This is a genomic window from Actinopolyspora mortivallis DSM 44261, from assembly GCF_000384035.1.
Classification (GTDB): domain Bacteria; phylum Actinomycetota; class Actinomycetes; order Mycobacteriales; family Pseudonocardiaceae; genus Actinopolyspora; species Actinopolyspora mortivallis.
The window spans coordinates 201,088-221,178 of sequence record NZ_KB913024.1; the positions used below are offsets into that span (position 1 = coordinate 201,088).

The window sequence follows — 20,091 nt, forward strand, 5'->3', positions numbered from 1 at the left end:
GGGGCTGGCGAGGATCGCAACCCACAGCAACCGGGCCCCGTGAGGAGCACGCCGAGTGGCGCCAGCCCTTCGGGGCTGGCGAGGATCGCAACGGAGAGTGGATGACCGAGATGGCCGCCACGGGCCAGGTGGCGCCAGCCCTTCGGGGCTGGCGAGGATCACACCTCTCGCTTCCCTCGGCCGCACCTCGCGGGCATCCTGAGGGTGTGCGTGTGGAACTGCTCTGTAGCCCGGACTGCCCGAACCGGCAACCCGCCCGGCAACGCCTCGACGAGGCCCTCGTCGCCCTGGGAGCCACCGACGCCGTGGTCGAGGCCCGCTCCGTGGCCACGCACGAGGACGCCGAGGCCCTGGGGTTTCCGGGATCCCCCACCTTCCGCGTCGACGGCCACGACCCCTTCCCCGCCGAGGAGACCGTGGGCGGGCTGAGCTGCCGGATCTACCACACCCCCGACGGCCCGGCCGGGGTTCCCACGGTCGAGCAGCTCGTCCGGGCGCTGGAACCGGCCCGCTGAAGCTCCGCCCGAACCGGCCGAGCGGGCTCAGCCGCTCACTGGGCCAGTGCCGTGCCCAGCTCGTACAGTCGCGAACACCCCTCCAGACGCCGCAGCTGCCCCTCCGGCAGCGCGGCGGCACCACAGCGCGCCCCCGCCAGCGCCCCGGCCATGCTCGCCACGGTGTCGGTGTCCCCACCGGCCCTGATCGCGAAACGCATCGCCTCCCTGGGGGAGTCCGGATGCAGTAGGAAGGCCAGCAGGGCCAGCGGCACGGAACCAACCGCGCTCACGTCGTTGCCGAGCAGCTCCCCGGCCCGCTCGGGCGTGGCGGCCCCGGTGGCCGAGTCCACCTGTTCCAGCAGGGAGAACCAGCGCTGATCCCCGCAGCCACCGGCCACCACGTCCAGGAAACGCCGCCGCTCGGTGCTCGGGTCGGGGAATCCGGACAGCGCCAGCCACGCGGCGCAGGCCTGCACCGCCGCCCCGTGGAAACCGTCCGGGTGGGCGTGGGTGATCCGAGCGCTCCGGCGGCCGAGCTCGGCCGCCTCACCCGAGTCGGAGGCGACCAGGGCCACCGGAGCCACCCGCATCGCCCCTCCGTTGCCGAAGGAACCCGCCCCGCCGAACAGGCGAGCCGCCGCCCGCTGCCAGTGCCCCCCGGCCAGGATCTCCCCGAAGACGTCCCGCACGGCCCCGCCCCAGCCGCGTCCCGGCTCGGCCTCCCAGGCCCGGGCGAAACCGGTGGCCAGCGTGTCCTCGTCGAGATCGCCGTCGGGACCCCGTTCGAGCAGGTGCTCGGCGAGCACGAGCGTCAACACGGTGTCGTCGGTGTAGGGCAGCTGCCCGGTGTCCTCCTCCAGCTCGTCCAGCAGGTCCTCGGGAACATGGGACCTGCCCTCGAAGGGAGCCCCCAGCGCGTCCCCCAACGCTGCCCCGAGCAGCAGCCCGCGTGCCCGGTCGGCCCGATCGTGTGTGTTCACAGAATCCCTCCGTCGACTCCGTCGGAAACGTGCGTGGCGGGGTCAGCGTCCCGCGTGGACGTAGCCCGCCCAGAGCGAGGGGGTGTCCGGATAGCGGCGGCGTAGCCTGCGCACCACCCCGCTGAGCACGGTCGGGCTCCACCCGCCGCGGAACTCCCCGTCCTGGGACAGTTCCGCGTACACGGCCGAGAGCACGTCCTCGGCAGCGCCCCGGTTGATCACCCACAGGGTGCCGATCACGTGCACGACCCCGAGGAAGGCGAACGCGTCGGCCAGGGTGAACGCGGCGGCCGAGGGGTTCTCCCTGGTGCGACACCGCGCCAGACAGGCGAAGCGGGCGTTGCCGAAATCGTACTGGCCCAGCTCCAGCAGGTTCAGCGCCAGTTCGCGTTCCTCCCGGTCCAGCACCAGGCTCGCCGCCGGCCGGGCCGCGTTCTGCGTGCTGGGTTCGCAGATGTGCACCGAGGCGTGGCGGCGCAGCGCGGCGACCACGTCCTCGGCGGTGTGCTCCCCGTTGGCCAGCATCGTCGCCGACGGCCAGTGCCGTGCCGGGATCCGCGCGGGATGCTCGGTGTGCTGCTGGTCCGGCGGGCCCACCACGAGCGAGCCCCCGGCGGCGGGGTCGCCACGGGAGGCGCTCTCCAGCAGGGTGCGCAGGCCGGGAGTGTAGGAGGACACCACCCGGTCCAGGGCCGAGTCCCCCTCCGCCGAGGTGGCCGCGTGCAGCGGCAGGAAGGAACAGGGGCCCTGGCAGCTCCACCAGAGGCGGGGCCAGCGCACCCCCTGCGCCGGGGTGCGGGTGTAGCCCATGCGGTCGAGCACGGGGCGGGTGATGCTGTGCCACACCCAGTCGAGGGTCTCGGCCAGGGCGTGTTCGCTCTCCGCGGTGCGCTGGCTCCGCTGGGCGGCCTCCAGCGCCGTCTCCGCGTGCCGCTGCGCCGACTCGGGGGAGGCCGTAGGCAGGTTGACCACCATGGCACGCCCACCGAACACGATGATCGCGTCCGAGCGGTACCTGCTGAGGTTGACCAGCACCACCGCGCCCTGGTCGTTGGCCTCGGCCAGGCGGGCGAACTCCAGGGGCACCATGGTCCGCCCGTGGCCGTCCTCGGCGCGGATCTCCTCCAACAGCTCCTGCCAGGTGGTGGCCAACCAGCGGCGTTCCTCCACCTCGGTGCCGAGGTCGGTGTCGCTGAGCACGGGCTCCTCGCCCGGCCGGTCCAGCAGGCGCCGCAGCCGCACGGCGGCGGTGGCCAGCTCGGGGTGGGTACGGTTCAGCCGCCCCAGCTCGCCGCCGCCCGGCAGCAGCTCGGAGAACAACGCGGCGCGCCCGTGCTCCAGCAGCTCCACCGCCCGTTCCGGTTTGCCGACCTCCAGGGCGCAGGCCGCCGCGTCGGCGGTCACGTGGGCCCAGCGACGCTGCACCGCCGAACTCGCCACCGCCCGTTTGCCCTGGGTGACCAGCGGCAGCAGCTCCACCGCGAGGGTGAACGAGTCGAGTGCCTCCGACCACCGGTGGGCGTGGGCGGCCAGCCTGCCGCAGAGGTTGGCCGCCCTGAGCCGCTGGTCGGCGGGCCCGGTGGGCAGGGTGGCGGCTTCGGTCAGCGTCCGGCGAGCCCAGCGGTAGGTCTTCTTCCGGCCGGTCCTGCGGTAGAGGGTCTGTAGGGCGCGACCGAGATGCGTGGCCACCGCCACCCGCTCGGGGGCGGAGTCCGGCATGGCGATCAGCGCCCGGTCGAACATCTCGATCGCCGTCTCCAGCTCCTCGGGGGACCCGGTGATGCGGTGGCGGTGGGCCGCGATCACACCCAGCTGGGCGTAGGAGGTGTACTGCGGGGCGGTGCGGACCTCCGAGGACCGCAACGCCTCGTCGGCCAGTTCCGCAGCCCGGTCCAGATCGCCCCGGTCCTCGGCCCGTTCGAACCTGGTGATGAGCGTGGAGACCAGCGAGTTCAGCACCGCGCACCGCTGCCTCGGCGGGGCCTCGGCCTCCACGGCGGCCTCCCCGGCGGCCACGGCCGTGTCCAGGGCCGCCGTGTTGCCGCCGTGCAGGTAGTGCCTGCGGGCCAGGGCGCCGTAGCTGGCCAGGGCCACGGCGCGGTTCGGGTCGTCGGCGGCGAGGTCGCGCATCATCGGGCTGACCGACCGCAGCGCCCGGTACAGGTTGTGCTGCTCCCCGCTGCTGTCCAGGTGTTCCACCGTGGTGGAGGTGAGGTTCCAGACCAGTCTGCCCAGCAGCAGGTTGCCCTGGTCGAGGTTGTCGAGCATCCCGAACAGCTCGTCGATCGCCGACTGTAGGTCGTTCAGGTCGCCACGCTGCCGGTAGCGCAGCCGCAGCGCCTCGGCCAGGCGCACCAGCACGGAACGTCGGTGCTGGCCCTCCGGCAGCAGCCCCACCCCCTTGCCCAGGTACGTGATCCCCTCGTCCAGGTCGCTGGCTTCGGCGTTGCGTTCGTGCCTGCGCAGCAGGGCCAGCCCCAGGCTGGTCAGCAGGTCCGGATCGTCTCCGCCGGAGGAGGCGCGCAGGGCGGCCCGGAAGACGTCGATCGACTCGTCGTCCGACTCGTTGTCGGTGGCCAGCCGCGCGTGGGACTTCAGGGCGTTGCCCAGGCGCAGCAGCGCCGTCGCGCGGTGCTTGCCCCGTCCCTCGGGGTCGGTGGCCGCGTCGGCGTCGCCCACTCGTTCCACGGCGCGGCGGCCCGCGCGCACGGCGTCGGCGGCCAGCTGCGCGGAGTCCTTCCGGTTGGCGCAGTCCGTGCGGGCCAGGGCGAGGTTGCTCAGGTAGAGCACCGCGTCCGGGTCGTCGGGGTGGGCCGAGTTCGCCGCCGAGCGGTAGTAGGTGATCGCCTCCTCCAGGTGGGCCGGGTCGCCCGAGGCCAGGTGGGCCAGCTGTGCGGCGCTGCCCAGGTTGTTGAGGACACTGGGGCGGGAGGGGTCGTTCTCCGGCAGGGCGTTGACCGTGGCGCGCAGCACCTCGGTCACCCAGGACAGCGCCTGGAAGTCGAAGCTGGCCATCATGTGGTTGAGCGCGGTGAGGGCCTCGGCGTAGCGCTGCTGGGGCGTCTGTTCCTCGCCGCCCGCGCGGGAGGGCCGTGTGGTGGTCTCGGCCGGTTCGTCGGCGGTGGTGAACCAGCTGTTTCCGGTGTCCGTGGGGCGTTCGGGGGGCGTCGCTGGTGACCGGCTGTTCTCGTGGAACGGCTGATTCCGCTGGTGCCGCTGGTTGTCCATCCTGTTCTCCCGTGTCACCGCTGGTGTGGAACCGAGGCTGTGGGTCTTCGAGGGTGGCGGCCGGATATCCCGTAAGATCGTGGCTCACGCACGTTCGGGCCCCGCTCGTGGATCTCCACCGACTTGGAGGAGACGATACGAGGGAGCTTCGTGGTTCCGCCGGGGTATCGGTGGAAAACGGATGCCGATCGTCCGGACTGTGGGAAGAACCCGCGTTCTTCCCCGAGGGATGGAGATCTCACCGGGGAGGATCTCCGAGGGAGCCGTCGGCGTTATCGAGTTCACGGGCGCGTCGTTGTGGTACTCAGAGTAACGGGGGGAGGTCGACACGTGGTGGGGGGTCACATCGAGTGATGATCTTCTCCCCCGTGGGGGTGAAGCGGAGGTCGGCTCTTGACTGACGGGCCGTGGAAGGCCACGCTTGTTCACGGCACACACCGGGAGCACAGCCGGAGCGGAAGATCGAGCGGGCGAGGCGTGGACCGCTGTAGCAGAGGGTGTCGGCATCCCCCTCTCGACAGCGAGCGGTACGCGAGCTAGACTACTACGTTGCGCTGCCCGCTTCCCCTGTTCCCCGGCCGAGGACTCTTCACAGGTAGCCCTGAGCTGGGGCATCGGAACGTGGGCGCCATTGCACACTTGACAGCCGTGCTATTCGGTCCGCCGCGTCCGAATACGGTTGCAGCCAGTTCAGAGTCCCGGAAGGACGCATCTTGGCAGTCTCCCGCGCGACCAAGGTCTCTGCAGCTTCCAACTTCACGAGGGGGATCCCTGGGGCCCCCCGGCGGGTCTCTTTCGAGAAGATCCGTGAGCCGCTGGAAGTACCCGACCTGCTGGATCTGCAGGTTCAATCCTTCGAATGGCTCGTCGGTGACGAGGCCTGGTTCCAGCGCCGGGTCGATGCCGGCGAGGAAGCCCCAGTCGGCGGTCTGGAAGAGGTTCTGAACGAGATCTCCCCGATCGAGGACTTCTCGGGGTCCATGTCGCTGTCCTTTTCCGACCCGCGCTTCGACGAGGTCAAGGCCTCCATCGAGGAGTGCAAGGACAAGGACATGACCTACGCGGCTCCGCTGTTCGTCACGGCGGAGTTCATCAACCAGACGACCGGCGAGATCAAGAGCCAGACGGTCTTCATGGGGGACTTCCCCGTGATGAGCGACAAGGGGACGTTCATCATCAACGGCACCGAGCGTGTCGTGGTCTCCCAGCTGGTCCGCTCGCCGGGCGTGTACTTCGACCAGACCGTCGACAAGACGACGGACAAGGACGTATACAGCGCGAAGATCATTCCCAGCCGGGGAGCCTGGCTGGAGTTCGACGTCGACAAGCGCGACACCGTCGGTGTGCGTATCGACCGCAAGCGCAGGCAGCCGGTGACCGTGCTGCTCAAGGCCCTGGGCTGGACGGCCGAGGCGATCCGCGAGCGGTTCAGCTTCTCCGAGACGATGCTGTCGACCCTGGAGAAGGACCACACCGCCGGCCAGGACGAGGCCCTGCTGGACATCTACCGCAAGCTTCGTCCGGGTGAACCGCCGACCAAGGAGAGCGCGCAGACCCTCCTGGAGAACCTCTTCTTCAAGGAGAAGCGCTACGACATGGCCCGGGTCGGCCGCTACAAGGTCAACAAGAAGCTCGGGCTGGACCTGCCCTTCTCCAGCGGTGTGCTCACCGAGGAGGACATCGCCACCACCATCGAGTACCTGGTGCGCCTGCACGCGGGCGAGAAGTGGATGGGTCCGGAGGACAACCGGGTCCCGGTCGAGCTCGACGACATCGACCACTTCGGCAACCGCAGGCTGCGCACCGTCGGAGAGCTGATCCAGAACCAGGTGCGCGTGGGCCTCTCCCGCATGGAGCGGGTCGTCCGGGAACGCATGACCACCCAGGACGTGGAGGCCATCACCCCGCAGACCCTGATCAACATCCGGCCGGTGGTCGCCGCGATCAAGGAGTTCTTCGGGACCTCGCAGCTGTCCCAGTTCATGGACCAGACCAACCCGCTGGCCGGTCTGACGCACAAGCGCAGGCTCTCCGCGCTCGGCCCCGGCGGGCTGTCCCGGGAGCGGGCCGGTGTCGAGGTCCGTGACGTCCACCCCTCGCACTACGGTCGGATGTGCCCGATCGAGACCCCGGAGGGGCCGAACATCGGTCTCATCGGCTCGCTGGCCACCTTCGGGCGGGTCAATCCCTTCGGGTTCATCGAGACCCCGTACCGGCGGGTGGTCGACGGTGTGGTCACCGACCAGGTCGACTACCTGACCGCCGACGAGGAGGACCGTTACGTCAAGGCGCAGGCGAACACGCCGATCGACGAGAACGGCAACTTCCTCGAGGAGCGGGTGCTCGGCCGGAGGAAGGGCGGCGAGGTCGAGCTGCTCGCCCCCACCGAGATCGAGTACATGGACGTCTCGCCGCGCCAGATGGTCTCGGCCGCCACGGCCATGCTGCCGTTTTTGGAGCACGACGACGCCAACCGCGCCCTGATGGGTGCCAACATGCAGCGGCAGGCGGTGCCGCTGCTGCGCAGCGAGGCCCCGCTGGTCGGTACCGGCATGGAGCTGCGTGCCGCCGTGGACGCGGGAATGGTGATCACCGCGGAGAACTCCGGGGTGATCGAGGAGGTCAGCGCCGACTACGTCACCGTCATGGCCGACGACGGCAACCGGCGCACCTACCGGTTGCAGAAGTTCGCCCGGTCCAACCACGGCACCTGCATCAACCAGAAGCCCATCGTCGACGAGGGCCAGCGTGTGGAGGCCGGACAGGTCATCGCCGACGGCCCCTCCACCGAGAACGGTGAGATGGCGTTGGGCAAGAACCTCATGGTCGGCATCATGCCCTGGGAGGGGCACAACTACGAGGACGCGATCATCCTCTCCGAGCGGCTGGTGCGCGACGACGTGCTCACCTCGATCCACATCGAGGAACACGAGGTCGACGCCCGCGACACCAAGCTGGGCTCCGAGGAGATCACCCGCGACATCCCGAACGTCTCCGAGGACGTGCTCTCCGACCTCGACGAGCGCGGCATCATCCGGATCGGTGCCGAGGTGCAGGGCGGGGACATCCTGGTCGGCAAGGTCACCCCCAAGGGTGAGACCGAGCTGACCCCCGAGGAGCGCCTGCTCCGCGCGATCTTCGGCGAGAAGGCCAGGGAGGTTCGGGACACCTCGCTGAAGGTGCCGCACGGCGAGACCGGAAAGGTCATCGGCGTGCGCGTGTTCAACCGCGAGGAGGACGACGAGCTCCCGCCCGGAGTCAACGAGCTCGTCCGGGTCTACGTGGCCCAGAAGGGCAAGATCCAGGACGGCGACAAGCTCGCGGGTCGGCACGGCAACAAGGGTGTGATCGGCAAGATCCTGCCCATCGAGGACATGCCGTTCACCAAGGACGGCACCCCGTTGGACATCATCCTCAACACCCACGGTGTGCCGCGCCGTATGAACATCGGACAGGTGCTGGAGACCCACCTGGGCTGGATAGCCTCCCAGGGATGGTCCATAGACGGGGATCCGGAGTGGGCCCAGAAGATTCCCGAGGAGCTCTACGAGGTGGAGCCGGGGACCAAGACGGCCAGCCCCGTGTTCGACGGTGCCCGGGAGGAGGAGATCACCGGCCTGTTGGCCTCCACGAAGCCGAACCGCGACGGTGAGCGGATCGTGGACGGCGACGGCAAGGCGATGCTGATCGACGGACGCAGTGGGGAGCCCTACCCGCACCGCGTGGCGGTCGGGTACATGTACATCCTCAAGCTGCTGCACCTGGTGGATGACAAGATCCACGCTCGGTCGACCGGGCCCTACTCGATGATCACCCAGCAGCCGCTGGGTGGTAAGGCCCAGTTCGGCGGCCAGCGCTTCGGTGAGATGGAGTGCTGGGCCATGCAGGCCTACGGCGCCGCCTACACGCTGCAGGAGCTGCTCACGATCAAGTCCGACGACGTGCTCGGGCGCGTCAAGGTCTACGAGGCGGTCGTCAAGGGCGAGAACATTCCTGAACCGGGTATCCCGGAGTCGTTCAAGGTGTTGCTCAAGGAGCTGCAGTCGCTGTGCCTGAACGTCGAGGTGCTTTCCAGCGACGGCGCCGCCATCGAGATGCGTGACGGTGACGACGAGGACCTCGAACGGGCCGCTGCCAACCTCGGCATCAACCTGTCCAAGAACGAGACTCCTTCGGTCGACGACGTTGTCAACTGACCTCGTCACCGGTTCGCGGGGGCCCGCCGCGGTCCCCGCGAACCGGCCCCACGTCCACCCGGCACACCCCCAACAAAGGGAGAAGACCCGACGTGCTTGACGTCAACTTCTTCGACGAACTCCGTATCGGACTGGCGACTGCCGACGAGATCCGCCAGTGGTCGTACGGCGAGGTCAAAAAGCCAGAGACGATCAACTACCGCACCCTCAAGCCGGAGAAGGACGGGCTCTTCTGCGAGAAGATCTTCGGTCCCACCCGCGACTGGGAGTGCTACTGCGGTAAGTACAAGCGGGTCCGCTTCAAGGGCATCATCTGCGAGCGCTGCGGCGTCGAGGTCACCCGCGCCAAGGTGCGGCGTGAGCGGATGGGCCACATCGAGCTGGCCGCGCCGGTCACCCACATCTGGTACTTCAAGGGCGTACCCAGCCGCCTGGGGTACCTGCTCGACCTGGCGCCCAAGGACCTCGAGAAGATCATCTACTTCGCGTCGTACGTGATCACCTCGGTCAACACCGAGATGCGGCACAACGACATGCCGACGCTGGAGAGCGAGATCGGCGTCGAGCGCAAGAACATCGCCGACCAGCGGGACGCGGACCTGGAGGCCCGCGCCCAGAAGCTGGAGTCCGACCTCGCCGAGCTGGAGTCGGAGGGCGCCAAGAGCGACGCCCGCCGCAAGGTCAAGGAGAGCGGCGAGCGCGAGATGCGCCAGATCCGCGAGCGGGCCCAGAAGGAGATCGACAAGCTCGACGAGATCTGGGAGACCTTCACCAAGCTCGAACCGAGGCAGCTGATCTCGGACGAGTCGCTGTACCGCGAGCTCTACGACCGCTACGGCGAGTACTTCACCGGCGGCATGGGTGCCGAGGCCATCGAGGCGCTGCTGGCCAACTTCGACATCGACGCCGAGGCCGAGGGGCTGCGCGAGGTCATCCGCAACGGCAAGGGCCAGAAGAAGCTGCGTGCCCTCAAGCGGCTCAAGGTCGTCGCGGCCTTCCAGACGACCAAGAACAGCCCGCAGGGCATGGTGCTCGGCGCCATCCCGGTCATCCCGCCCGACCTGCGTCCGATGGTCCAGCTCGACGGCGGTCGTTTCGCGACCTCGGACCTCAACGACCTCTACCGCAGGGTCATCAACCGCAACAACCGGCTCAAGCGACTGATCGACCTCGGGGCTCCCGAGATCATCATCAACAACGAGAAGCGCATGCTCCAGGAGTCGGTGGACGCGCTGTTCGACAACGGCAGGCGCGGCCGCCCGGTCAGCGGCCCGGGCAACCGCCCGCTGAAGTCGCTGTCGGACCTGCTCAAGGGCAAGCAGGGCCGGTTCCGGCAGAACCTGCTCGGTAAGCGTGTGGACTACTCGGGCCGTTCGGTGATCATCGTCGGCCCGCAGCTGAAGCTGCACCAGTGCGGGCTGCCGAAGGAGATGGCGGTCGAGCTGTTCAAGCCGTTCGTGATGAAACGGCTGGTCGACCTCAACCACGCCCAGAACATCAAGTCCGCCAAGCGGATGGTCGAGCGGCAGCGCCCGCAGGTCTGGGACGTGCTGGAGGAGGTCATCTCCGAGCACCCGGTGCTGCTCAACCGTGCGCCCACGCTGCACCGGCTGGGTATCCAGGCCTTCGAGCCCCAGCTGGTCGAGGGCAAGGCGGTGCAGCTGCACCCGCTGGTCTGCGAGGCGTTCAACGCCGACTTCGACGGCGACCAGATGGCGGTGCACCTGCCGCTGTCGGCCGAGGCCCAGGCCGAGGCCAGGGTGCTGATGCTGTCCAGCAACAACATCCTCTCGCCCGCCTCCGGACGTCCGCTGGCGATGCCGCGACTGGACATGGTCACCGGGCTGTACTACCTCACGCGGGAGAAGGAGGGTGCCACCGGTGAGGGGCACGCCTACTCCTCCTACGACGAGGCGATCATGGCCCACGACCTCGGGGCGCTGGACCTGCAGGCCAAGGTCAGGATCCGGATGCGCGACATCGTCCCTCCGAAGGAGGAGACGCCGGAGGACTGGGAGCCGGGCCAGCCGCTGACCCTGGAAACCACCCTCGGACGGGTGATGTTCAACGAGCTGCTGCCGTCCGACTATCCCTTCGTCAACAAGATGTTGGGCAAGAAGGCCCAGGGTGCGATCGTCAACGACCTCGCCGAGCGGTACCCGATGGTCGCGGTCGCCCAGACCCTGGACAAGCTCAAGGACGCGGGCTTCTACTGGGCGACGCGTTCCGGTGTGACCACCGCGATCTCGGACGTGCTCGTTCCGCCGAACAAGAAGGAGATCCTGGACTCCTACGAGGAGAAGGCCGACCAGGTCGAGAAGCGGTACCGCCGTGGTGCGCTCTCCCACGAGGAGCGCAACGCCGAGCTGGTCAAGGTCTGGAACGCGGCCAAGGACGACGTGTCCGAGGCCATGGAGGAGAACTTCCCGGACGACAACTCGATCAGCATGATCGTGCGTTCCGGCGCGGCCGGGAACATGTCCCAGATCGTCCAGCTCGCCGGTATGCGTGGTCTGGTGTCCAACCCGAAGGGTGAGTACATCCCGCGGCCGATCAAGACCAACTTCCGTGAGGGTCTGTCGGTGCTGGAGTACTTCATCTCCAACCACGGTGCCCGCAAGGGTCTGGCCGACACCGCGCTGCGGACCGCCGACTCGGGCTACCTGACCCGACGTCTGGTGGACGTCTCGCAGGACGTCATCGTGCGCGAACTGGACTGCGGCACCGACCGCGGTATCCGGATGCCGATCGCGGAGAGGACCCCGGACGGCAAACTCGTGCGCGAGCGGAACGTGGAGACCAGCGTCTACGCCCGCATGACCGCCGAGGACGTCACCGACTCCGAGGGCAACATCCTGTTCGCCCGCGGTTCCGACCTCGGTGACCCGGCCATCGAGACCCTGCTGGCGGCCGGAGTCACCACCGTGCGGGTGCGCAGCGTGCTGACCTGCGAGTCCGGTTCCGGGGTCTGCTCCTACTGCTACGGCCGCTCCATGGCCACCGGCAAGCTGGTGGACGTCGGCGAGGCCGTCGGCATCGTCGCCGCGCAGTCCATCGGTGAGCCCGGCACGCAGCTGACCATGCGTACCTTCCACCAGGGCGGTGTCGGCAACGACGACATCACCGCCGGTCTGCCGCGTGTGCAGGAGCTGTTCGAGGCCAGGCTGCCGAAGGGCAAGGCGCCGATCGCCGACGCTTCCGGGCGGGTCCGGCTGGAGGACAACGACCGCTACTGGAAGATGACGATCATCCCGGACGACGGCAGCGACGAGATCGTCTACGACAAGCTGTCCAAGCGGCAGCGGCTCGCCGTGATCAACGTCGACGGGACCGAACGTCAGCTGGAGGACGGTGACCACGTCGAGGTGGGCCAGCGGCTCATGGAGGGCGCCGTCGACCCGCACGAGATCCTGCGGGTGCTCGGGCCGAGGGAGGCCCAGCTGCACCTGGTGCACGAGGTGCAGGAGGTGTACCGCTCGCAGGGTGTGGGCATCCACGACAAGCACGTGGAGGTCATCGTCCGGCAGATGCTGCGGCGGGTCATCATCATCGACTCCGGGGCCACCGAGTTCCTGCCCGGCTCGCCCGTGGAGCGGGCCCAGTTCGAGGCCGAGAACCGGCGGGTGGTCTCCGAGGGCGGCGAACCCGCCTCCGGCCGTCCGGTGCTGATGGGCATCACCAAGGCGTCGCTGGCCACCGAGTCGTGGCTGTCGGCGGCCTCCTTCCAGGAGACCACCCGGATCCTGACCAACGCGGCGATCGAGGGTGCCAGCGACAAGCTGATCGGCCTGAAGGAGAACGTGATCATCGGTAAGTTGATCCCGGCCGGTACCGGTATCAACAAGTACCGCAACATCCAGGTGCAGCCGACCGAGGAGGCTCGGGCGGCGGCCTACGCGATCCCGTCCTACGACGACGGGTACTACGCCCCGGACGTCTTCGGTCCGGGGGCCGGTGGTGCGGTGCCGTTGGACGACTTCGACTTCGGACGCGACTACCGCTGACCGGCGGGGCGCGCGCCGCGGCACGGTGCGCGCCCGGCCGTCCCGTTCCGGGCTCCCCGCTCGTCTCCTCCGAGCGGGGAGCCCTTCTTCGTCGGGAGACTCCTCGGGGCGGTGGCGGAACCCCGCGCGGGCCCCACGCTGTGGGCGGGGACGGCGTCGAGCCCCGAGAGGTTCCGCCGGGCGAGCCCCTAAGCGGCCGGGCCGGGAACACTCACCTCGGAGCTCAGCTCTCCAGCTCCTCCAGTGTCTTGCGAACCCGCTGCAACTCCGCCTCCAGCTCGGCCAGCCGCGCCTCGTGCTGCTGACGGGCCTCGGCGAGCACGGACTCGATCGCCTCCGAGATGTCGGTGTGCAGCTCCCCGGCCGCCTTCGACACCGAGGAGGCCGTCAGCGGCAGCCCCTGGACGATCTTCTTGCCCGCGTGGGTGAGATCGGCCTGCCACTCCCCGTCGGCGGTACCGCTGACGGTGAGGGTGAGTTCGACCGAGCGGGTCTTGCGGGCACCGCTCTGCTTGCGTCCCTTCTTCTTCGAGCCGGAGCTCTGCTCGGTGCCGCCGGACTCGGTGTTCCGGGGTTGGTTCTGTCCGGACTCCTGCTCGTCCGGGGAGGGCGTCGCCGAGGGCTCCTCGGTGGGTTGTGCGGGTTGTTCGGTCACGTGGTCGGCGGGAAGGTCCTGTTGTTCGTCCACTGTTCCTCTCTCGGGTCGCACCGGTGCGGAAGGGAAACCGGGGCCGCTCGTGTCACGGGAATTCCGGGCGGGAGACGGGCACGAGGTGCCGTCCCCCGCGGGCGGCGGGGTCAGGAAGGGGACAGTGCCCGCATCAGCGCACGCAGGGAACTGTCGAAGGCGTGCCCCGGTGGGGCGGCGTAACCGATCACCAGGCCTGCCTGACGTTCTCGCTCGTTCATCCAGTGGTCGGACAGTCCTTCCACCGCCACCGAATGCCGTCGCATACGTTGCAACATCCGTTCCTCGGAAAGACCCTCCGGGTCCAGACGTAACGTCAGGTGCAGACCGGCCGCGATACCGGCGGGGTAGAGCTCGTGCCGCGTCCGTGACTCGCGAATGGCGGAAACGATCCGTAGCCTCCGTCGTCGGTAGCTCGCACGGCAGCGCCGCACGTGTTGATCATAGCTTCCCGAACGGAGCATCTCCGCCAGGGTGAGTTGTTCGAACACCGGAGGGACCAGCCTCAGCCGTGTTCTGACCTCCCGCACGGCACGCACCAGCCCGCGCGGCAGCACCAGCCAGGACAGCCCCAGACCGGGGACGAGCGTCTTGCTCGTCGTTCCGGAGTAGACCACGTGGTCGGGGGCGAGGCGTTGCAGGGCTCCCACCGGTTCGCGGTCGAAGCGGAACTCGCCGTCGTAGTCGTCCTCGACGATCCAGCGCTGGTCGGTCACGGCCGCCGCACACAGCGCGTGGCGGCGGCGTTGGGACATCGTCGCGCCGAGGGGGTACTGGTGGGCGGGGGTGACCACCACCGCGGGACTGCGGACGGCGGTGACGTCGAGGCCCTCCCCGTCGACCGGTACGCCGCGCACCCACAGTCCGCCGCGAGCGGGAACCTCGCGCAGGTGTGGCAGGCAGGGATCCTCGAAGTCGATCGACTCGGTTCCGAGCTCGCCCAGCACGGTGCTCAGCACCGCGAGAGCGTGGCGGTGCCCCTCGCAGACCACGATCCGTTCGGCCGTGGCGTGCACACCGCGTGTTCTGCCCAGGTACTCCGCGAGCGCCGTGCGCAGCGCCGGGTGACCGCAGGGGTCCCCGTAGTCGAGTTCCGCCGCGGCGGTGGTGCGCAGCGCGCGCTGCTGAGCGCGGGCCCAGGCCGTTCGGGGGAAGGCGCTCAGGTCGGGTTTGCCCGGGAGCAGGTCCCAGCGCAGCCGGGTTTGCCGCCGGGTGACCGGCAGCGCGGTCGGACTCGTTCCGCTGGGCGGGGCCGTGGCCACCCGGGGGACGGTGCCCTGGCGGAGGAGCAGGTGCCCCTCGGCCGAGAGCCGCTCGTAGGCCCTGGTGACGGTTCCCCGGGAGACGCCGAGGTCGGCGGCCAGTTCCCTGGTGGAGGGAAGTCGACTGTGGACGGGCAGTCTGCCGGTTCGTACGGCCTTCCGGATCGCCTCCGCCAGGGCCCGGCTGCTCGGCCCGGAGGGGCGGTCCAGGTGCAGATCCAGCCCGAGGGAGCGTGCCGAGCGTGAACTGGACTCGTTCCCGTGCATCGAACTGGACCATATAACCACCCGTTCGCGCCCTAGCGTGGACGCATGACACAGCAACGGATGAGTCCGGCGGAGCTGACTCCGCGCACCTACCGGGCGATGCGGGCTCTGGAGCAGTCCGTGGCCGGGGAGCTGCGGGACGCCGGGGTGGAGACCGAGCTCCACGAACTGCTCAAGATCCGTGCCTCGCAGCTCAACGGGTGCGGGTTCTGCCTGGACATGCACATCACCGACGCCCGCGCGGCCGGTGTGGACAACCGGCGTATCGACGTGCTGCCCGCCTGGCGGGAGGTGGATCTGTACTCCGACCGGGAGCGGGCGACGCTGGCCCTGGTCGAGGAGGTCACGCTGATCCACCGGGAGGGGGTCTCGGAGGAGGTGTGGGCCGAGGCGGAGAAGCGGTTCTCCCCCGCCGAGCTGGCCGCGCTCCTCTGGGCCGCCACGACCATCAACGCCTGGAACAGGTTGGCGGTGACCACGCGTTCCCAACCGGCTTCGGCGGCCCGGGACTCCGCCGAGTGATCCCCGCCCCCGGGCGGGGGTTGGTAGTCTCTGCTGGCACGGAACGAACCACGGGTGAGGGTGAGTCCGACGGGGACGCCTCGGTGGCCGGATGTCGGGGTTTCGCGGGAGAGGGACGGTCCTCGCCATCCGCTCGGCGGGGGAGACCGGTGCCGGGACCGGTCGGCACGGGGCGCTTCCGGAGGATGATCCGGTAGTCCCGAGCGATCAGGAGAGACCACCGATGAGTGACAGTCGATCCCGTCCGGGGGATTTCGCCGCCACGCGCCCGTTGAGCTGGTCCGAGCGGCTGCGTGGCGCGTTGCTCGGAGGGGCCGTCGGTGACGTGCTCGGTTCCGGGGTGCGGGGGTGGAGCCTGCCCGCGATCCACCAGTGGCTCGGTGGTCGTGGTGCGGTCGACTTCCTGCCGGTCTTCGGTCGCAGGGGGGCGGTCTCGGATCTCTCCCAACTGACCGTGTTCACTGTGGACGCCCTGCTGCGGGCGCGGGCCACCGGTGAACAGGATCCGCTGCCCGTGGTTCGTTCGAACCACCTGGCCTGGTTGTACACCCAGGGGGTGCCGTGGGCCTACGCCATGGCGGGGTACTGGCGCAGTCACCCCGAACCGGCCGGTTGGCTGTTGAAGCGCCCCGAGCTGTTCTCCACGCGCAATCCGGGCGGCAACGCGCTGCGCCTGTTGTCCGCCCTGGTGGACCGTTTCCCGGCGGATCCGACCTCCGGTCCGCTCCGGGACGCCCCCGCCGGGGAGGAGGCCTTCGCTGACTGTCTGGTGTGGACGGCTCCGCTGATGGTGTGGAGCCCGGACGCCCGCCGGGTGGCCGCCACAGCCTCCAGGGTCCCCCGCCTGTTGACCGGGCACTACGAGACGCGGGCCGCGAGCGCGCTGCACGCCGACGTGCTGGGCGGTCTGCTCAACGGGACCCCGCTGTGGGAGGCGGTGCGTTCCTGGGAGCTCCACCGTTCCCACCAGGAACAGGGGGTTCCACCCGCCGCCGTGCTGCGGACCGTGCACTCGGCGATGTTCATCGCCCAGCAGGGGCGACAGCCGGATCCGCGCATGTTGGACATCGAGTTCTGCCCCTCCGAGGGACTGGGGGAACTGGGCATCGCCGTCGCGGCCGTGGCCTCGGCGGGAAACTTCACCGACGCCGTGGTCACGGCGGTGAACCACTCGGCGGACAGCGCGGTGGCCGGTGCGCTGGCCGGTCAGCTCGCGGGAGCGATCCACGGGCCGGAGGCGATTCCGCCGCGCTGGAGGGCCGAACTCGACATCCGCGAGGTCCTGGAGACCCTGGCCTCCGACGCCGCCGAGGCCTTCGCCCCTCCGGAGCCACCGAAATGGGCGCGGCGTTACGTCCAGGGCGAGGACCCGCGTGAGCTGGGAGGGGGCGGCTGGACGGTGGAGACGACCCGGGGCGAACCCCCCGGTCCCGTGGAGCAGGCCCCGCCCACCCAGGTGCTTCCCCCCGTGGTCGACGAGATCCCGGAAACCGCCCCCGGTGGGCAACGGTCCACCGCGGAACGGCCCGGCACGCCGGAGGAAACCCCGGAAGGAGCGGCTCCTCCGCCGGCAGGGGAGCACCCGGGCGGTGACACGCCCCCGGCACGGGAGGAGGCACCCGACACGGACCCCCACGGCCTGCCCCACGCGGCGGGACGCAGCGCGCCGTGGGAGCGGGACCACGCGGAGAGCTCGGTGCCGGCCACCTCGGAAGGAAGCGCCACGGACCCGGGGGATCCGGGGGACACGGCGGGTGCGGACCCCGAGCGTCCGGAGCCGCACCCCGACGGCTCCGGGCAGGGAACCGACCGGATCCTCCTGCGCGCGCCCGAGTGGACGGAGGGGGACGACCGGCAGGAGCCGCCCTCCGGGACGGTGCGTGATCCGGAGGAGCCCGTCTCCGCGCCGGAACCGCCCGTGGCGGAGGAACCCCTCCCCGCCGACCCCGAGACCGCCGAAGCGGGGGAGCGGCGGACGCCGCGTTCCTCCGCGCACGAGGAGCCGGACACCGAGGAGGTCCCCGAGTCCCCGGACCGCGAGGTTGAGCCCGCGCCCGAGGAGGGCTTCCCGGAACTCGGAGCCACCCCGGGGGAGACCCCGGAGGAGGCGGGGACGCCGACGCCGGAGGCAGAGCGGCCCCGGCAGGACACCACCTTCGGGGTCGTCTCCGCACCGGAGAACCCCCGGGACGAGGGAACCCAGCAGCGGGGAGCACGGATCAGGCTTCCGGGCATGGACCAGCTTCCTCCGCTCCCGCGGAACCCCTGGGAGGGCACCCCGCCCCGAGGGGCCGCCGACGGCGAGCACTCCCGACGGGAGGAAGGCGGTGACTCCGAGGAGAACCCCTCCTGGGAGGAGCTGGTCTCCCGCCTGTCCACCGGGCGTTCCGTCGAGGTGCCCTACATGGAGAGCATGGTCATGCGGGGGGACGAGTCCACCGCCGGGCGGACCGGTGAGCCCGAGTCGACGGGGGAACCCTCTACGGCCTCCTCGGGTGGGGAGCACGCGGTGGTCGAGGAACCGGACGCGGCCGTGCCCTCCACCACCGAACGGATCCTGGGCTGCCTGTTGGGCAGCGCCACCGGCGACGCCTTCGGGGCGGGACCGACCCCCATGTCGGCGGAGGAACTCACCGCACGCTACGGCGCCCACGGCCCCGGCGGGATGACCGAGTACGCGGGCAGCAGGGGAGCGGTCACGGCGGCCACCCAGACCATGCTGTTCACCTGCGAGGGGCTGATCCGGGCGGGCGAGGCCCAGGCGGGCGGGGACGCCGACCCGTTCCGCGAGGTGCGGCTGGCGAGTCAGCGCTGGCTGCACACCCAGGGGGTCTCCTGGCCGTGGGCGGTGGGCGACCTGGTCACGCGGTTCCCGGAACCGGACGGCTGGCTGGTCGGGGTGTCCGAACTCTTCGCCGTGCGCTCCCCGGGCGGTTCGGTCTACGCCGAGCTGGAGGCCTTCGGGGACCGCTCCGCGCAGGGCGACCAGACGGCGCCGGTGGACAACTCCACCGGCTGCGGAGGGCTGGTGCGTGCCCTGCCGGCCGCGTTCTGGTCGGCCGAGCCCGCCGAGGTGTTCGACCTCGGGGTGCGGATCGCGAGCCTCACCCACGGTCACCCGAGCGGCTATCTGCCCGCCGGGGCGTTCGCGGTGATCGTGCAGCAGGCCGTGCTCGGCAGGGGGCTGGACGACGGGGTGTGGCTGGCGTTGCAGGTGCTGGAGACCTGGCAGGGCCACGAGGACACCAGCGCGGCACTGTCCGAGGCGGCCGAGCTCGCCGCGGCCGGCAGGCCGGAGCCCCACCAACTGGAGTCCCGACTGGGCGGGGGCACACGCGCGGACCAGGTCCTGGGGATCGCGGTCTGCGCGGCGTTGACCGCCGAGGACGTGCGTGGGGCGCTGCGCACGGCCGTCCACCACTCGGGCAACAGCAGCGCCGCGGCGGCGGTGTGCGGTGGCATCGTGGGGGCCCAGCTCGGTGTCGGTGCCCTTCCCGTGGACTGGATGGCCGAGCTGGAACTGCGGGACACGGTGGAGCGGATGGCCATGGACTGCGTCGCCGCCTTCGACGCGCGGCTGCGTGCCGAGACTCCCGCCGCTGCCGTCGAGGAGGACGGTGACTGGCGTCGTCGGTACCCGGTGCGGACCGAACCCGCCGCGCCGGAGGCCGTCGGGACGTCGAGCGTGGTGGACACCGGGCCGGAGTCCGAACTCGACCTTCCCGACTGCGAACCGGAGGCCGAACACGGCGCCGCGCAGGAGCGGGACGGATCCGAGGAGCGGTGGAATCCGGAACCGGACGAGCGGGATCCACGGCAGGAGCGGTGGAGCGCGCCTCTGCCGGAGGAGGCTGAGGAGGGCGCTCCGCACCACACCGCCCCCAGAGAGGCGACGGAGGCGGAGCCGAACCCTCTCGTCGGCTCGGGGCAGGGCCCCGTGGACGGGACCCGCGAGGAGGGGACGGCGACACCCGTGGCCGGAGGGGACGGTGCCGGGGCCGAGGACGGGCGGGAGACCAGCGTCATCCCGGTGGTCCCGGAGTCGGCCGGGGACGCACCCGCTCCCGTCGAGGCCGCGGAGCCGGGCCCGGAGTCCCCGGGTGCGGAGGAGGACGGGGTGTCCGCGTCCGGGGCGGAGCGGTCCCGGGCCACCCCGGAACCGGTCGCTCCCGTGGGCAGCGGGGACGGTGCCTCGGCGGAGGCGGGTTCGGCGACCCTCGGGGAAGGGCGTCCCCCCAAGCCCGCGCCACGGCGGATCAACAGTGTCAGCACCGGCGAACTCGATCTGACGGGGGAGTCCGTCGAGAACTGATGTCCCACCTGATCGTGTGATGGTCGTTCGGGCGGGGACGGAGTCGCCGCCCGAACGGAGCCGGAGGGGTGGTTCGGAGCGGGCGAGGAGGTCGCGGACTCTTGCCACGGTGGGTAGAGTCGCGGCAGAGACGTA

9 protein-coding genes are annotated in these 20,091 nt (G+C 70.4%); 5 read left to right on the forward strand and 4 right to left on the reverse strand.

What is annotated here, in order from left to right; genetic code table 11:
- The first annotated feature begins 206 nt into the window (after positions 1-206).
- On the forward strand, positions 207-515 hold the full coding sequence (locus ACTMO_RS0101095) for a thioredoxin domain-containing protein (RefSeq protein WP_026448751.1): 309 nt from the start codon (positions 207-209) through the stop codon (positions 513-515).
- A 35-nt stretch (positions 516-550) separates the two neighbouring features.
- Here the strand turns inward: ACTMO_RS0101095 and ACTMO_RS0101100 are convergent, their stop codons facing one another.
- Both ACTMO_RS0101100 and ACTMO_RS0101105 read right to left on the reverse strand, forming a co-directional pair.
- Positions 551-1,477, reverse strand: coding sequence for an ADP-ribosylglycohydrolase family protein (locus tag ACTMO_RS0101100; RefSeq protein WP_019852804.1), 927 nt, complete (start codon positions 1,475-1,477; stop codon positions 551-553).
- Positions 1,478-1,519: 42 nt separating this feature from the next.
- A complete protein-coding gene (locus ACTMO_RS0101105) occupies positions 1,520-4,705 on the reverse strand; it encodes a CHAT domain-containing protein (protein ID WP_019852805.1) in 3,186 nt (1,061 codons plus the stop codon).
- 713 nt (positions 4,706-5,418) lie between these two features.
- Between ACTMO_RS0101105 and rpoB the strand changes: the two genes are divergently transcribed.
- Both rpoB and ACTMO_RS0101120 read left to right on the forward strand, forming a co-directional pair.
- A complete protein-coding gene (gene rpoB, locus ACTMO_RS0101115; RefSeq protein WP_019852806.1) occupies positions 5,419-8,901 on the forward strand; it encodes a DNA-directed RNA polymerase subunit beta in 3,483 nt (1,160 codons plus the stop codon).
- A 92-nt stretch (positions 8,902-8,993) separates the two neighbouring features.
- Positions 8,994-12,905, forward strand: a complete 3,912-nt coding sequence (locus ACTMO_RS0101120; protein ID WP_019852807.1) for a DNA-directed RNA polymerase subunit beta' — start codon at positions 8,994-8,996, stop codon at positions 12,903-12,905.
- 223 nt (positions 12,906-13,128) lie between these two features.
- Here the strand turns inward: ACTMO_RS0101120 and ACTMO_RS0101125 are convergent, their stop codons facing one another.
- Together ACTMO_RS0101125 and pdxR are read right to left on the reverse strand one after the other, a co-directional pair.
- Positions 13,129-13,593 (reverse strand): DUF6319 family protein, encoded by a 465-nt coding sequence (locus tag ACTMO_RS0101125; protein WP_019852808.1) that lies wholly within the window; start codon positions 13,591-13,593, stop codon positions 13,129-13,131.
- 110 nt (positions 13,594-13,703) lie between these two features.
- Positions 13,704-15,122 (reverse strand): MocR-like pyridoxine biosynthesis transcription factor PdxR, encoded by a 1,419-nt coding sequence (gene pdxR / locus ACTMO_RS0101130; protein ID WP_019852809.1) that lies wholly within the window; start codon positions 15,120-15,122, stop codon positions 13,704-13,706.
- 45 nt (positions 15,123-15,167) lie between these two features.
- Here pdxR and ACTMO_RS0101135 point away from each other — a divergent pair, with 45 nt between their 5' ends.
- Both ACTMO_RS0101135 and ACTMO_RS20030 read left to right on the forward strand, forming a co-directional pair.
- Positions 15,168-15,644: a carboxymuconolactone decarboxylase family protein gene (locus ACTMO_RS0101135; RefSeq protein WP_019852810.1), complete on the forward strand. Its 477-nt coding sequence runs from the start codon at positions 15,168-15,170 to the stop codon at positions 15,642-15,644.
- A 223-nt stretch (positions 15,645-15,867) separates the two neighbouring features.
- A complete protein-coding gene (locus ACTMO_RS20030; RefSeq protein ID WP_019852811.1) occupies positions 15,868-19,956 on the forward strand; it encodes an ADP-ribosylglycohydrolase family protein in 4,089 nt (1,362 codons plus the stop codon).
- The last annotated feature ends 135 nt before the right edge of the window (positions 19,957-20,091 follow it).